This is a genomic window from Mesorhizobium sp. J428, from assembly GCF_024699925.1.
Taxonomy (GTDB): domain Bacteria; phylum Pseudomonadota; class Alphaproteobacteria; order Rhizobiales; family Rhizobiaceae; genus Mesorhizobium_A.
In genome coordinates this window covers 735347-749889 of the sequence record NZ_JAJOMX010000001.1, presented here as the reverse complement: position 1 = coordinate 749889, position 14543 = coordinate 735347, and the positions used below count along the sequence as shown (strand labels likewise).

Sequence of the window (14543 nt, the reverse complement as noted above, 5' to 3'; positions counted from 1 at the left end):
GGATCAACGGCGACGGCGGTCAGTTCGCGATCGCCGTCGTCTTCTCCGCTGCCGCCGGGGGAATTCCGGTTGCGGATTTCGCCGGGACGCCGTCGCCGAAATCGTCGGCCCGGCCGGCGACCGGCCGCGGTGCGATGCCTTCCTTGGTAAGCTTTTCCGCCGCGGTCTGGGGCTTTTCCACGCCGGGCTTGAATGTCGCGCCCAGCAGTTCCTGTCCGCCGTTCAGTTCCGGATCGGACAGCGAAATGGGAACGGTGCGATCGATGTCGACCGGAGCGACCGCGCCCGGCGCCTGCGGCACGAGCCCGTTCGGGCCGATCGCACCGATCTGCGCCGGCCTGGCCGTGCCGAGAATCTTCTCCAGCGGCTTCTCGGCGTAGAAGGCGACCTTGCGCTTGCCGGGCCGTGTCAGGTTGATGCCGTTTTCGCCCGAGCGCAGCCTCACCGGGTTGCCGTTGATGTCCGGACCGGTCGAGACGAAGGCACCGTTCTCGTCGACGAAACCGTCCCAGATGTCGACGAAGCTGCCGCCCGCCGCCTCGGCCGCCGAGCGGTAGACGTCGTTATAGGCGAGCATGTCGGACGCCATCGTGGAGTTCTTGAACGACGGCATTCCGACCCAGACCAGCGGGATCGAGCGATCGGTCACCGCCTTGGCGAGATTCACGGCGCGCCGCTCGTATTCCTTCATCCAGTTCTCGGAACGCTTCGGTTCGCGCACGTCGCCGACGCGCATTTCCTGGCGGTCGTTCGCGCCGAGCATGACCACCACCGCCGCAGGCTTTTCCTGCTCGATGATGCCGCCGATCTCAGCCGGCCAGTTGTAGAAGTCGTCGCGGACGATGCCTGAAGAGCCGTTCGCCCTCACCACGACGCGCACGTCGGGAAGCGTGGCATAGGCGCTCTCGAGCCCCTCGGCGAGGCCGCTCGCCAGGAAGTCGCCGACCACGAGCACCACCCGGGCATTCTCAGCCTTGGCGACGGCTTCCGGCGCCGGCGTGCTGCGTTCGCTCGCACTCGCGGGCGTCTTGCGCTTGATCGTGGGGGGCGGCAACTTCTCCGGAATCTCGACCTCCGGCCGTGGCCTGTTCGACCGGAACAGGAAGTCGAAAAGCGAACGCGGGCGATCCTGGGCGAAGACGGGTGCGATCGACGACACGAAAAAAGCCGCGGCCACCGCGACCGTGAGGATCGCGATGGCCCTGGATGAGATGTTCCGAAACGCCGTGTGTCGCAAAACCCACCACTATTTCTGACGAAGCGTCGTCAGCACTTCCTTGCTCGGATGGCCGTCGGCCGTGAGACCGGCGCGCTGCTGGAACGCCTTGATCGCCTCGCGCGAGCCGGTGCCGATCTTGCCGTCCAGTTCGCCTTCGTAATAGCCGAGCGTGAGCAGCCGCTTCTGCAATTCCTGCTTCTCCGCGAAGGTCAGCTTCGTGAAGGGCCGGTTCCAGTCGTTCACGAGTTCTCCGTAACCTGCAATCTGGTCGGCAAGGAGGCCGACTGCCAGGGCATATTTGTCGGCATTGTTGTAGGCCTTCAGCACGAAGAAGTTCTTCGTCGCCAGGAAGGCCGGGCCGGAACGTCCGTCCGGCACCTTCAGCTCGGCCGACATGCTTGTCGAGCGGAACGGCTTGCCGCTCGCCCTCGTGATGCCCATGTCGGTCCACTTGGCGATGGATGCCTTGCCGCCCGGGAACTTGCGGCCCTGCGGCAGGGTGACCTCGTAGCCCCACGTCTGCCCCGACTGCCAGCCGTTCTTGGCAAGCAGGTTGGCCGCGGTGGCGAGCGCGTCGGGAACCGAATTCCAGATGTCGCGGCGGCCGTTGCCGTCGAAGTCGACGCCGTAGGCGATGAAGCTCGTCGGGATGAACTGCGTGTGCCCCATGGCGCCGGCCCACGAGCCGGTCAGGTGGCTCTCGTCGATGTCGCCGCGTTGCAGGATCTTCAGCGCCGCGATCAGCTGCGTGCGGGCGAACTTGGCGCGCTTCTTGTCGGCATAGGCGAGCGTCGACAGCGAGCGCACGACGTTGCGCATCACCTTGTCGTTCTTCAGGATCTCGCCGTAGTTCGATTCCATCGACCAGATGGCGAGCAGGATGTGGCGATCGACACCGAAGCGCGCCTCGATCTTGTCGAGGGTCGACTTGTATTTGCGCGCCATCTCGCGGCCGACGCGAACCGAATCCTCGTTCACCCGGTTGTCGAAATAGTCCCATACGGGAGCGGTGAACTCCGGCTGGTAGCGCGCCTTTTCGAGCACTTCCGGATCGGGATCGCTGACCCCTCGGAAAGCGCGATCGAAGGTGCTGCCGGAAATCCCGGCTCCGGCGGCGACGCCCCGGAAATCGGCGATCCAGCGCTTGAAGCCGGCATCGGCGAGGGCGGGCGCAGCCGCAACCATCGAGCCGAGCGTGACCGCAAGAGCGGCAACCCCCGCGCGGATCGTCGTTCTGCGAATGAACATACTTGCCTCCATCGTCGTTTCGGAAGCCAATTCATCGGAGAAGAGGGTTAGGATTCAGTTTACCATAGAGACGATACGGAACTTGAACGTCAAATGCGCATTCCGCTTGGTCAGTTGCGGAAATGTTCAGTATTTCTAAATTCCGGCATGAAAGTGTCGGACCAACGTCGGTGAAACCGGCGCGGAGGAAAAGGTGTCCAGGAAGAAGATTCGCAAGGCAGTGTTTCCGGTCGCTGGGCTCGGAACGCGTTTTCTCCCGGCGACGAAGGCTATCCCGAAGGAGATGCTCACCGTCGTCGACAAGCCGGTGATCCAGTATGTCGTCGACGAGGCGCGCGCCGCCGGCATCGAGCATTTCATCTTCGTCACCGGCCGCAACAAGGCGGTGATCGAGGACCATTTCGACATCCAGTTCGAGCTCAACGCGACGCTGCGGGAGCGCAACAAGACGGAGCCGCTCAACAAGCTGTCGGCGATGCAGCCGGAGGCGGGCACGACGAGCTTCACGCGCCAGCAGGTGCCGCTCGGCCTCGGGCACGCCGTGTGGTGCGCACGCGAACTCGTGGGCGATGAGCCGTTCGCGCTTCTCCTCCCCGACATGATCATGCAGTCGCAGAAGAGCTGCATGGCCTCGATGGTCGAGCTCTACGAGGAGGCGGGCGGCAACGTCGTTGCCGTGCAGGAATGCGATCCCGCCGAGGCACACAAATACGGCATCGTCGGCAAGGGCAGGGATGTCCACACCGGCTTCGAGATCTCGCAGATGGTCGAGAAGCCGAAGCCGGGCACTGCGCCATCCAACCTGTTCATCAACGGGCGCTACATCCTGCAGCCGGAGATCTTCTCCATTCTCGCCACGCAGGAGCGCGGGGCGGGCAACGAGATCCAGCTCACCGACGCGATGCTGACGCTCGCCAGGGCTCAGACCTTCCACGGCTTCCACTATCGCGGCCGCACCTTCGACTGCGGTTCTCCCGAAGGCTTCATCGAGGCGAACATCGCCTTCGGCCTCTGGCGGCCGGACATGCGTGGCCATGTCCAGTCGGCGATCGAGCGGCTGTCGGCCGAGGTGAAGCCTACCGAATAGTGTACGGCACGGCCGCTACCGCTGCAGCGTGACGCCCAGGAACACGTTGTGGACCGTCGTGTCGCTTTCCGTCTTGGTGCTGGTCAGGTGCTCGAACCGGTAGCGCCCGGTCACCCCGGCATAGCGGTTGAGCCACCAGGTCAGCGACGTCTCGCCGCGCCAGGTGAGATCGTGGTCGGGGGTCGAGGCATAATCGCGCCAGGACAGGCCGAGCGAGGCGTTTGCCGACAGGTTGGCGCGGATCTCCCGCTGCAGCGAGACGGTTCCCGAATACAAGATCGACCCGCTCTCGTTTGCAGTCGTCGTGCCTTCCACCTCGGTCGAGGCGTTGAAGCCGACCGTCGTGCCGCGTTGCGGCGACCATGACAGGTCGGCGCTCGCCGATATGCCCGAGATGTCGGAGAGGGCGGCATCGTCGAATTTTTCCGTCACATAGCCGAGCGCCAGCTCGCCGGAGAGCTTTTCGCCGAGATCGAGTTCCGTGCCGAGCCTAGCGGCCATGCGGTCGGAGGACCGCTGGTTTCCGTCTTTGGGCGTGAAATCGTAGCTGCGGCGGCCGTATTCGAGTTCCACGAAGGGCGTGATCGCCGGCGAAATCTCATAGCCGGCGCGAAGAACACCGGTGACCAGCGTCGAATTGCGCTCGCGCTGCGAGAGCGTGTCGCCATCGCTGAGATCGGCGTCACTATAGTCGAGGCGCAGCAGGTTGGCGGTCGCGGCGAAGCGCAGCTTGCCGACATCCTTCTCAAGCCCGAGGCTGCCGGTGATCTCCTGGCGGATCGGCCGCGACGTGACCTCCGCGGGGAGCTCGACGGGCGAGTCGGCGTCCTCGCGCTTCAGCGCGTAGCCGAGCTTGCCGATGCCGCGCAGGTCGTCGGCGAAGTCGAGGGTGAGCGTGGCGTCGATGCCGGCCGACGGATCGGTGACCGGCTCGCCGTCGATCGACTTGCGGTAGGTGCCATAGGCGTTGATGTTCGCAGAGTGCCGGGACCAGTCGGATGCCGCGTTGAGGCGCAGCGTCGTCTCGGAGAGCAAGGCCGATTTCGGCTCCGGGCTGTAGGTCGCGTTGGAGGTCCATGTGAGGCCCTGTTCCAGCGTGGTGATGACATTGAAGGTGCCGAGGCGCAGGCCGAGCGGCGCGTAGGGATTTTCCTCCTCCTCCGGCTCCGGGCTTTCGATGCCGGCGGTGCGGACGTTCTCGGGCTCGATGCGGATATTCCGCTCTTCGTCCTCCGAATCGATCTTCTCCGCGCGCGGATTGGCGGACGTAGGCTCTTCTTCCTCCGGGGCCGGTTCCTCGGGAACGGCTTCCGTCTCTGTCGGGCGTTTGCGCACGCCGATGGGTCTTTCCGCCGCTTCGGGTTCTCCGAGCGCTGCGGCATCACCCGTCGGTTCGGGAAACAAGGTCGAGAGCGTTTCGGTGGGGGCGGCCTCTTCCTCGGTCGCGCGGGGACCTTCCGGAATATAGGCTGGATTGGCCGCGCGCTGTTCTTCAGGCGTCGGCGGCGTCACCGGATAGAGGGGCGAGGGGCGGGAGACGAGGTCCCGCCTGATGTCCGCCTCGGTCACCTCCCCGCGCAGGCCGGCCTCCTGGGCGAGCGCCGGCGAGAGCGCAACCAGCACGGCGCCGGCCGAGAGCAGCAAGGCCCGGCTGCGCAGCAGGCGCGACGAAGGGGTTCGAAGACGCGGCATGACCACTCGAATTTGCCACGGCGCTGCTTGCGCCATGCTTACCGAACCGTAAACAGCGATGGTTAATGGAGAGTTGAGAAGCCCCCGCTGCCCCGAAACAGCGTTGGACAGGAACAGGGCGACGCGCTAATCCGGGCGCCATGCATGCAGGCCTGAAACGCAAATCTGTAGACCGAGCCGCCGCGATCCGCTCCGCGGTGCGGACGATCACGACGGAACAGGCAGGAATGGCGGCTCTCGCAGCGGCCCTCGACAACGGGCTCGCCGGGCCTTTCGCGGATGCGGTCTCCACGATTTCAGGCATTTCCGGCCGTGTGATCGTTACCGGCGTCGGCAAGAGTGGCCATATCGGCTCCAAGCTCGCCGCGACACTTGCGTCCACCGGGACACCGGCTTTCTTTGTCCATCCGGCCGAGGCGAATCACGGCGATCTCGGCATGATCGCTAGCGACGACGTCGTCATCGCCATGTCATGGTCGGGCGAGAGCGCCGAACTCAAGGGCATCGTGTCTTACGCGCGCCGCTTCTCCATCCCGCTGATCGCGATCACCTCGAACGACGGTTCGATCCTGGCGCGGGAATCCGATGTCGTGCTTTGCCTTCCGCGCGCGCCCGAAGCCTGCCCGCACGGACTGGCGCCGACCACCTCGACGCTGCTGCAACTCGCCATCGGCGACGCGATCGCGGTGGCGCTGCTGGAGGCGAGGGGTTTCACGGCCGACCATTTCCGCACGTTCCATCCGGGCGGCCAGCTCGGCGCCAACCTGACGCTGATCGGCGATGTCATGCATACCGGCGACCGGCTGCCCATCGTCCAGTCCGGCACCAGCATGCGCGAGGCGATTCTCGAAATCTCGCGCAAGGGCTTCGGCTGCGTCGGCATCGTCGACGCGGAGGGCGCGCTGGCCGGCATCATCACCGACGGCGACCTGCGCCGTCACATCGACAGCGACCTGCTCTCGCTCAGCGTCGAGCAGGTGATGACGCTCAATCCCAAGACGATCTCGCCCGACATGCTCGCCGCCACCGCGCTGCAGCTGATCAACTCGTCCGCGATCACGACATTGATGGTCGTGGACGGACCGAAGCCGGTCGGGATCGTCCACCTGCACGACCTTCTGAGGATCGGCGCGGCCTGACCGCGGTCAGACTGTTTCGACGGTCAGCTCGCCGCCATGTGCGCTGACGACTCGCACGCGCGTGCCCGGCTGGGCGTCGGGGCCGATCACCTTCCAGACCGTGTCATCCAGTCTGATGCGGCCGCGGCCCTCGCGGATCGGCTCTTCGAGCGTTGCCGTGCGTCCGACGAGCTGGGCGTCGCGACGATTGAGCAGCGGCTCGTCACTGTCGGTCTCGCGCGCCTTGTTGACGCGGTGGCCGACATAGGCGGCCACCAGCGACAAGGCGAGGAAAAGCAGCGTCTGCACCTGCCAGGTCCAGGCCGCCCAGTCCCAGAACTGCAGCGACAGCGCACCGACGATGATCGCCGCGATGCCGATCCAGAGCAGGAAGACGCCCGGGACGAGGATTTCCAGCGCGAGCAGCACGAAGCCGAGAACCATCCAGTTCCAGGGTCCGAGCTCCAAGAATATCCGTTCGAGCATGCGTTACCTCCCTGCGCCTGGAACGAGGCGACGGCCTCAGTTCCCGCCTTCCGGCGGGACGCGTGGGGTGCGGCCAGCCAGGCGCTGCGCGCCGGCGGTGCCCTCTGCGCGGAACACTTCCTTGGCGATCTCGCCGATGCCGCCCAGCGTGCCGATCAGCGACGACGCCTCCATCGGCATAAGCACCACCTTGCTGTTGGTGGCGGAGCCGATCTTCGCCAGCGCCTCGGTGTATTTCTGCGCGACGAAGTAGTTGATCGCCTGGACATCGCCCTTGGCGATCGCCTCCGACACGACCTGCGTGGCGCGGGCCTCGGCCTCGGCGGCGCGTTCGCGGGCCTCGGCGTCGCGGAAGGCGGCCTCCTTGCGGCCCTCGGCCTCCAGAACCTGTGCCTGCTTGAGGCCCTCCGCTTCGAGGATCTGGGCGCGCTTGTTGCGTTCCGCCATCATCTGCCGGGCCATGGATTCAACGAGATTGGCCGGCGGATTGATGTCCTTGATCTCGACGCGGGTCATCTTGATGCCCCAAGGGCTTGCCGCGTCGTCGACGATCTTGAGCAGCCGCTCGTTGATCGCGTCGCGGTTGGACAGAAGCTCGTCGAGATCCATCGAGCCCATGACCGAGCGGATGTTGGTCATGGTGAGGTTGAGGATAGCGTTCTGCAGGCCGGACACCTGGTAGGCGGCCTGCGGCGCGTTCAGCACCTGAAAGAAGGCGACGCCGTCAACTGCGACGATCGCATTGTCGCGTGTGATGACCTCCTGGGTCGGAACATCCAGAACCTGCTCCATCATGTTCATCTTTGCGCCGAGGCGGTCGATGAATGGGATGATCAGATTAAGGCCGGGGGTGAGGGTGCGCGTGTAGCGGCCGAAACGCTCGACCGTGTAGTTGAAGCCCTGCGGCACGGTCTTGATGCCTGCGAAGATCAGCAGGAGCACCAGGACCACGAGGACCGGTATCACGATATCGAGGCCAGAAAAGTCCATGAGAACCCCCGTTTTGGCGGACGGATGCCCGCTTCGCGTCGCCTGTGCTCAACGATTTAAGCGCGTTCCGTGTCCGTTACAATCTCGGCGCGCAACAATCCCCGCCCGGGTTGCTATTCGGGGAAAGCGAAGAGTGCGGCGTCGGCATCGCGGCCGCCGGCAAGGTCGGTGCGGATCATCTCGGTCGCCATGCGCGAAAAGGTGATGCCGTTGCCGCCGTAGCCCATGACGGCATGGATGCGCGGGTGGCGCGGGACTTTCGCGATGATCGGCAAGCCGGTGGCGGTGGTGCCGAACGAGCCGGTCCAGGCGAACTCCGGCGTGGGGTCCAGATACGGCAGCAGCCGGCCGAGCTTGCGCGATATCAGCGCCGTCTTCTTATCGATCAGCGCGTCGCGTGCCGCTTCGTCCTGGAAGTCCTCGTCCTCGCCGCCGCAGATCACGCGCCCGTCCGGGAGCGCGCGCATGTAGAGGTACGGGTCCGAAGCTTCCCAGATGAAGGCTTCCGATGGCCAGAGCGCCGATCTCTGCGGCTTGGTCGCGATTGCCCAGGTCGAGACGACCCGATGCCCCTTGGGTGGCGCGATCGAAGCCAGTTCGTAGCCCGTCGCCAGAACGACATGCCGCGTGGAGATGACGGGACCCTCCCGCGTGCCGACCTCGACGCCGGACTGCGAGAAGGAGAAAGTCGTCGCCTCCACCGGCGAATGGTAGCGCGCGCCGCGCCGCTGCACGGCGAGGTGGAAGCCGGCGGTCATCTTGCGCGGATCGACCGCGAGATTGTCGAGGCTGAGGATCGCACCGGCGCGATCGATGCCGAAACGGCCGCGTAGCTCGCCGCGCGTCAGGTATTCCGCCGCAATGCCGGCGGCGCGGCGCGCTTCCGCCTCGGCGCGCAGGCCCTCGGCGCCGAGCACCGTGCCGGCGAGCAGCAGGGAAGGGCGTGGATGCTTGTCGCACCGGATGCCGAGCTCATCCAGATGGCCGGAGAGATTGGCGATGGCGAGGCGCGAGCGTCGCCAGGCTGCCTCGGCCTTCCCCTTGCCGATCATGCGCGTCAGTCGGGTCAGCGGCTGGTCGATCTCGTACTGCACCAGCGCGGTCGTCGCCGCCGTCGATCCCTTCATCGGTCCGCGGCGGTCGATGACGACCACGTCGTGACCGTCGCAGCTGAGCGCCTCGGCGATCATCGCACCGGAGATCCCCATGCCGACCACGAGAACATCGGTGCGGATGTCGCGGGTGAGCCTCGTGCTTGGAATGCGCGGTGCGCGATAGGCGGTCCAGACCGGATTGCCGGTCCTGAGATCAAGCTTGCGGATCATCCTGTTCCCCCTCAGACGCGGGAGAACGCCGTCCGGGGTAAGCGGTTCCGCCCTGCCTACGCCCAGCCGGACAGTTCGCGCCGGACCAGGCTCTCGATGACGGTCATGCCCTCAGGACTGTCGTTAAGGCAGGGGATGTGCGCAAAGCGCTCGCCGCCGGCATGCAGGAACACCTCGCGCACCTCGCCGTCGATCTCCTCCAGTGTCTCGATGCAGTCGGCCGAGAAGCCTGGGTTGAGGATGGCGATGCGCTTGACGCCTTCCTTGGCCAATCGCTCGACCGTCTTGTCGGTGTAGGGCTGCAGCCATTCCTGCGCGCCGAAGCGCGACTGGAAGGTGCTGATCAGCCGCTTCTCGTCCCAGCCCAGCCTCTCGCGCAGCAGTCGTGTCGTCTTCAGGCAGTGGCAATGATAGGGGTCGCCTTTCTCGAGATTGACCTTCGGCAGGCCATGATAGGAGGCGAGAACGACCTCCGGTTCGAAGTCGAGCTTGGCGAGATGGCCTTTCAGTGAATCCGCCAGCGCGTCGATGTAGACCGGCTCGTCGTAATAGGCGGGCACGGAGCGCACCGCCGGCGCGTTGCGGATTTTCATCAGCGCGCGGAAGAGCTGGTCGTTCGCGGTCGCCGTCGTGGTAGCGGAATACTGCGGATAGAGCGGGAAGGTCAGAACCCGGTCGCAGCCCTGCTGGAGCAGGCGATCGAGCGCGCTCGCGGTCGACGGATTGCCGTAGCGCATGCCCCATTCGACCGAGATGTCCGGGTTGTCGGATAGCGCGGCAGCAAGCTTCTCCGCCTGGCCGCGCGTGAAGGTGCGCAGCGGCGACTCGTCGAGCTCCGTGTTCCAGATCTTGCGGTAGTTCGCACCCGTCTTCTGCGGACGGGTGGTGAGGATGAAAAGCTGGAGGATCGGCTGCCAGATCAGTGCCGGCAGTTCGATCACGCGCCGATCAGACAGGAATTCCTTCAGGTAGCGGCGCACGGAGGCGTAATCCGTCCCGTCCGGCGTGCCGAGATTCACGAGCAGCACGCCGATGCGGCCCTTGCGCACGGGCGGGTGGCCGGCAGGCAGGGGGCCCGTCATGTGGTTCTGCTTCTCTCTTGTCTCCACGCCCGCGTCCATCAGCCCGTTTCCATCGAGGCACACTTAGCCGCTGAGCCGGGGAATTCAATGCGCACAGCGTCTTGGTGGCTGCGGCAAATGGCAACCGGGCCGCCCGCGCGAACGGACGGCCCGGCTCGATTTCAACGAGGTGAGCGTCAGCCCTTCGGCGGGATGGTCAGGGTGCCGCCGATCGGCAGTTCCTTGGGCTTCAGGCCCGGATTGGCCTCCGAGATCTTCTTCCACAGGAACCCGTCACCGTAGATTTCCTTGGCGAGATTCCAGTAGTTGTCGCCGGCGACGATCGTATGTGTGGCCGGGGAGGCGGCCTGCGTCGCAGGAGCGGCAGCCGTCTGCGTGGTGGGCGCAGCCGCAGGGGCGGGTGCGGCGGGAGCCGTCTCAACCTTCGGCGGCTGTGTCGCGATGTTGTTCGAGGCCGCGGGCAGCTCGGGCAGCTTGGCAGCGGGTTCCGTCGTCGTGGCCGGCGCGGGGGTCGCAGCGGGAGCGGGCGTTGCAGCCGGTGCCGGCTCGGCGGCCGGAGCCGCAGCCGGTGTCACCTCAGTGATGCGGCCGTCGAGCTTCGGCGTGTAGGGCCGGTTCTTCTCGAGATAGTCGGCGACGACCTGCTCGAGGCTTGGGCCGAAGTCGTAGGCGTTCTGGGCGTTTGAGGCGAACAGCTTGTAGCCGTCGCCGCCCGCGCGGACGAAGTTGTTGGTGGCGATCGTGTAGGTCTTGGCCTCGTCGATCGGCACCCAGGCGCCGCCTTCCTGAACCTCGAGCGACTTCAGGCGGCCGCCGTTCGGCGCGACCGACTTGTCGAACGTATATTTCAGGCCCGCGACCTGCGGGAACTTGCCCTTGCCTTCCTCGATCTCGGAGAGGCCAGCTTCGATCGAGTCCTTCAGGTCCTTGCCGGAGAGCTGGAAGGTGGCGAGCGTGTTCTGGAAGGGCAGGACGGTGAGGACCTCGCCCATGGTGATGACGCCCTGGTCGATCGAGGCGCGGATGCCACCGCCGTTCTGGATGGCGATGGTGACGCCCTGGTCCTTGGTGCGGTCGAGGATCGCGTCGGCGATCAGGTTGCCCATCGTGCATTCGACGGCGCGGCAGGACTTGCGGTCGCCGTCGATCGCGGCGGCCGCTTCGGAGACTTCCTTCTTCTTCAGCTCCTCGATCGGTGCGCCGAGCTCCTTGATGCGGGCGAGAACCGCTTCGTCCGGAGTGATCGACTTGTCGAGGAAGAGCGGGTCGCCCTTGGCTTCCTTGACGACGCCGTTGTCGTCGAAGGTGACGGCAAACTCGCCGAGATATTTCGAGTAGGACGCGGCCTGTGTGACCGGCACCTTGTAGCCGCCGGGGTTGTCGATCATCGTCGGATAGGGGCCTTCGGCCTTCGCGTCGGTGTTCGACAGCAGCGAGTGCGAATGGCCGCCGACGACCACGTCGACGCCCGGGATCTTGGCGATCATTTCCTTGTCGCGCGGATAGCCGACATGGGTCAGGGCGATGATCTTGTTGACGCCCTCGGCCTCCAGCTTCTTCACCTCGGCGGTGATGGTGGCGATGTCGTCCTCGATCGTGATGTTCGGACCCGGCGAGGCGATCTCCGGCGTGTCGGTGGTGACGGCGCCGACGATGCCGATCTTCTGGCCGCCGACATCCAGAACGAGAGACGGCTTGATGCGGTCGACAATGGTGGAGGCGGAGGCAGCCTTCACGTTGACGCTCAGCACCGGGAATTTCACCACGTCGAGGAAGCCCTTCAGTGCCGGCTCGCCGTCGTCGAACTCATGGTTGCCGACGGTCATGGCGTCGAACTTCATCAGATTGAGGAACTCAGCCTCGACCGCGCCCTTGTAGGTTGCATAGAACAGCGAGCCCTGGAAATTGTCGCCGCCGTTGAGCAGCAGCACGTTCTGGCCTTCCAGCGCCTTGCGGCGGTCGGCGATCGCAGTAACGAGGCGTGCGGCGCCGCCGATGCACTCGCCTTTGCCCTCTTCCTCGGCCGAGCACGTGGACTCGTATTTGTTGTTGCTCTCGATGCGGCTGTGCCAGTCGTTGATGTGCAGGATGTTCAGCGTGTAGTCGGCAAAGGACGCAGCTGTGGACATCGCAAGAACCGATGCCGACAGCGCCCCGATCAAGGCTGTTTTCCGCATGTTTTCGTCTCCCATGTTTCGCCACGACACCTTCCTAACGGGGTGAGGTGTCAGCGATATTGCAAACCCGGTAACGGCAATCTTCCACCGGCCCGTGACCGATGCAAGCGGATTCGGGCCGGGTTCAGGCGCGGTAATCGCGCTCGTCCGCAATCACCTTGCCGTCGTTGGGAAGGCTGCCGGCCGGCGCGATCAGCACCGCGCCGCCCAGCTTGGTCACGTCGCGGAGCGTTGCCTCGACCGCCGCGGCGTCCGTCCCGGCGCCATCCGCGGCCTCGACGTGCAGTGCCATCGCGTCGCGCTCGCCGTCGCGGGTGACGACGAGCCTGCCCCTCGCGATCTCCGGATGGCGCGCGAGCACGGCGGCGATCTGCTTCGGATCGACGAACATGCCCTTGACCTTGGTGCGCTGGTCGGCGCGGCCGAGCCAGCCGCGGATGCGAGTGTTGGTGCGCCCGCAGGGCGAGGGCTCGCTGATGACGGCGGACAGGTCGCCGGTCCCGAGCCGCACCAGCGGATAGGCGGAATTGAACGACGTCACCACGACTTCGCCGACCTCGCCGTCGGGAACCGGCTCGTTTGTGCCGGGTCTGACGATCTCCAGGATCAGCCCTTCGTTCACCACCATGCCAGGCAGGGGCGTTCCGTCGGCCTGCGCGGTCTCGTAGGCGATGACGCCGAACTCGGCCGTGGCGTAGCATTGCAGGACCGAAACGCCGCGGGAGCGGTATTCCTCGCGCAGCGAGGGGAACAATGCACCGCCCGAGACGAGGCCCCTTCTGATCGAGGAAAGATCCCGGCCCATTTCGGCCGCCTTGTCGAGCATCACCTTGAGGAAGTCCGGCGTGCCCGCATAGACCGAGGGCTTGAGGCTCGCGGCGGCATCCACCTGCATCTCCGTGTTGCCCGTGCCGGCCGCGAATACTGTGCAGCCCATGGCGCGCGCGCCCTCGTCGAGAATGAAGCCGCCTGGCGTCATATGATAGGCGAAGGCGTTGTGGACGATTTCCCCCGGGCGCACGCCGGCTGCATGAAAGGCGCGCGCGGCCTGCCAGGGGTCGGCGCCCGCCGCCTGCGGCTCCCACAGCGGACCGGGCGACAGGAAGACGCGTCCGCCCTTCAGCTGCGAGGTGTCTGCGAAGCCGCCGAAAGGCGGATCCTTCTGCTGGAACTCCATCAGCTCCGACTTGCGCAGCACTGGAAGCCTGGCCACCGCGCGCCTGTCGGTTATCGTTGCCGGGTCGTGCCCGGAAAGCCACGCCGCCAGTCCCGGCGCCTTCGCCATCGCCTGGGCGAGGAAGGCTGGAAGCCGCGAGAAATTGTCCGCCTCGCGCTCGGTGGGCGCACGTGTCTCGAGCGCGTCGAAATGATCCGGCATGTCTCCTCCCGATGATTTTTCCGCACTATCGCAACAGGCTGATCCAACGCGCAAGGTTGACCATCGAGATAAGCGCGCCGGCGACATAGGTCAGCGCGGCCGCGGCGAGCACGCTGCGGATGCGCGGCAGGTCGCCGTCGTCGAGATACCGTCCCTGTTTTAGGATCGGCAGCGCCTTGCCGAAGCTGGCGTCGAACTCCACCGGCAGCGTGACGAGATTGACGAGAACGCGGACCCCAAGCAGGGCAACGCCCAGGCCGAGCACGGCGGCGAAGGCGAGCGGGTTGCGGGCGAGGATGCCGAAGAACGGGGCGGCGAGGAAGAACCAGAACGCGATCCGGTCTGTCTGCATGGCCAGTCTTGCCAGCGACTGGCGCGCCTGGAGCGCGCGCTCGCCGCGCCCATCCTGGATGGCGTGGCCGACTTCGTGCGCGGCGATCGCGACCGCGGAGAGCGAGCGGCCGTCATGGTGCTGCTTCAAAAGCCGCACCGCCTTGTCGTCCGGATCGTAGTGATCGCCCTTGTCGGTGATCTCGACCTTCACATGGGCGAGGTCGAAGCGGTTGAGCAGATGGCGCGCCAACTCTCCGCCCGTGCCGGGATAGTCCGCCCTGTCCGCGGCATGCCGGTTGATCGTCCAGCGGACCCAAAGCTGCGGAAGGATCGCAACCGAGAGGAATGCGACCGCGAGGAGGGCGATCACGTGCCGCCCTCCGACATCAGTCCGCTAGCGTCCGGCGC

At 65.8% G+C, this 14543-nt stretch carries 12 protein-coding genes; 2 read left to right on the top strand and 10 right to left on the bottom strand.

The window, feature by feature from the left end:
- Positions 1-19: 19 nt before the first annotated feature.
- Together LRS09_RS03840 and LRS09_RS03835 are read right to left on the bottom strand one after the other, a co-directional pair.
- Positions 20-1159, bottom strand: a complete 1140-nt coding sequence (locus LRS09_RS03840; protein WP_257804364.1) for a DUF459 domain-containing protein — start codon at positions 1157-1159, stop codon at positions 20-22.
- Between the two features lie 87 nt (positions 1160-1246).
- Entirely contained in the window at positions 1247-2467 is a 1221-nt protein-coding gene (locus LRS09_RS03835; protein ID WP_257804362.1) for a lytic murein transglycosylase, read from the bottom strand.
- A gap of 193 nt (positions 2468-2660) precedes the next feature.
- Between LRS09_RS03835 and galU the strand changes: the two genes are divergently transcribed.
- A complete protein-coding gene (gene galU, locus LRS09_RS03830) occupies positions 2661-3554 on the top strand; it encodes a UTP--glucose-1-phosphate uridylyltransferase GalU (protein ID WP_257804361.1) in 894 nt (297 codons plus the stop codon).
- Positions 3555-3569: 15 nt separating this feature from the next.
- Here galU and LRS09_RS03825 read toward each other — a convergent pair whose 3' ends face one another.
- On the bottom strand, positions 3570-5246 hold the full coding sequence (locus LRS09_RS03825; protein WP_257804359.1) for an outer membrane beta-barrel protein: 1677 nt from the start codon (positions 5244-5246) through the stop codon (positions 3570-3572).
- Between the two features lie 140 nt (positions 5247-5386).
- Here LRS09_RS03825 and LRS09_RS03820 point away from each other — a divergent pair, with 140 nt between their 5' ends.
- Positions 5387-6385 carry an SIS domain-containing protein gene (locus LRS09_RS03820; protein ID WP_257804357.1) on the top strand — a complete coding sequence of 333 codons (999 nt, stop codon included), beginning with the start codon at positions 5387-5389 and terminating at the stop codon, positions 6383-6385.
- 6 nt (positions 6386-6391) lie between these two features.
- Here the strand turns inward: LRS09_RS03820 and LRS09_RS03815 are convergent, their stop codons facing one another.
- From LRS09_RS03815 to LRS09_RS03785, 7 genes are all read right to left on the bottom strand, one after another.
- Positions 6392-6850, bottom strand: a complete 459-nt coding sequence (locus LRS09_RS03815; protein ID WP_085466342.1) for an NfeD family protein — start codon at positions 6848-6850, stop codon at positions 6392-6394.
- Between the two features lie 36 nt (positions 6851-6886).
- Positions 6887-7840 carry an SPFH domain-containing protein gene (locus tag LRS09_RS03810; protein WP_085466341.1) on the bottom strand — a complete coding sequence of 318 codons (954 nt, stop codon included), beginning with the start codon at positions 7838-7840 and terminating at the stop codon, positions 6887-6889.
- Between the two features lie 113 nt (positions 7841-7953).
- Complete coding sequence (locus tag LRS09_RS03805) at positions 7954-9165, bottom strand: FAD-binding oxidoreductase (RefSeq protein WP_257804355.1); 1212 nt, start codon at positions 9163-9165, stop codon at positions 7954-7956.
- 56 nt (positions 9166-9221) lie between these two features.
- On the bottom strand, positions 9222-10286 hold the full coding sequence (hemH, locus tag LRS09_RS03800) for a ferrochelatase (RefSeq protein WP_257804354.1): 1065 nt from the start codon (positions 10284-10286) through the stop codon (positions 9222-9224).
- Between the two features lie 137 nt (positions 10287-10423).
- Positions 10424-12424: a 5'-nucleotidase C-terminal domain-containing protein gene (locus LRS09_RS03795; protein WP_257804352.1), complete on the bottom strand. Its 2001-nt coding sequence runs from the start codon at positions 12422-12424 to the stop codon at positions 10424-10426.
- Between the two features lie 124 nt (positions 12425-12548).
- On the bottom strand, positions 12549-13802 hold the full coding sequence (locus LRS09_RS03790; RefSeq protein ID WP_257804351.1) for a phenylacetate--CoA ligase family protein: 1254 nt from the start codon (positions 13800-13802) through the stop codon (positions 12549-12551).
- 25 nt (positions 13803-13827) lie between these two features.
- On the bottom strand, positions 13828-14505 hold the full coding sequence (locus tag LRS09_RS03785; RefSeq protein WP_257804349.1) for a zinc metallopeptidase: 678 nt from the start codon (positions 14503-14505) through the stop codon (positions 13828-13830).
- Positions 14506-14543 lie beyond the last annotated feature (38 nt).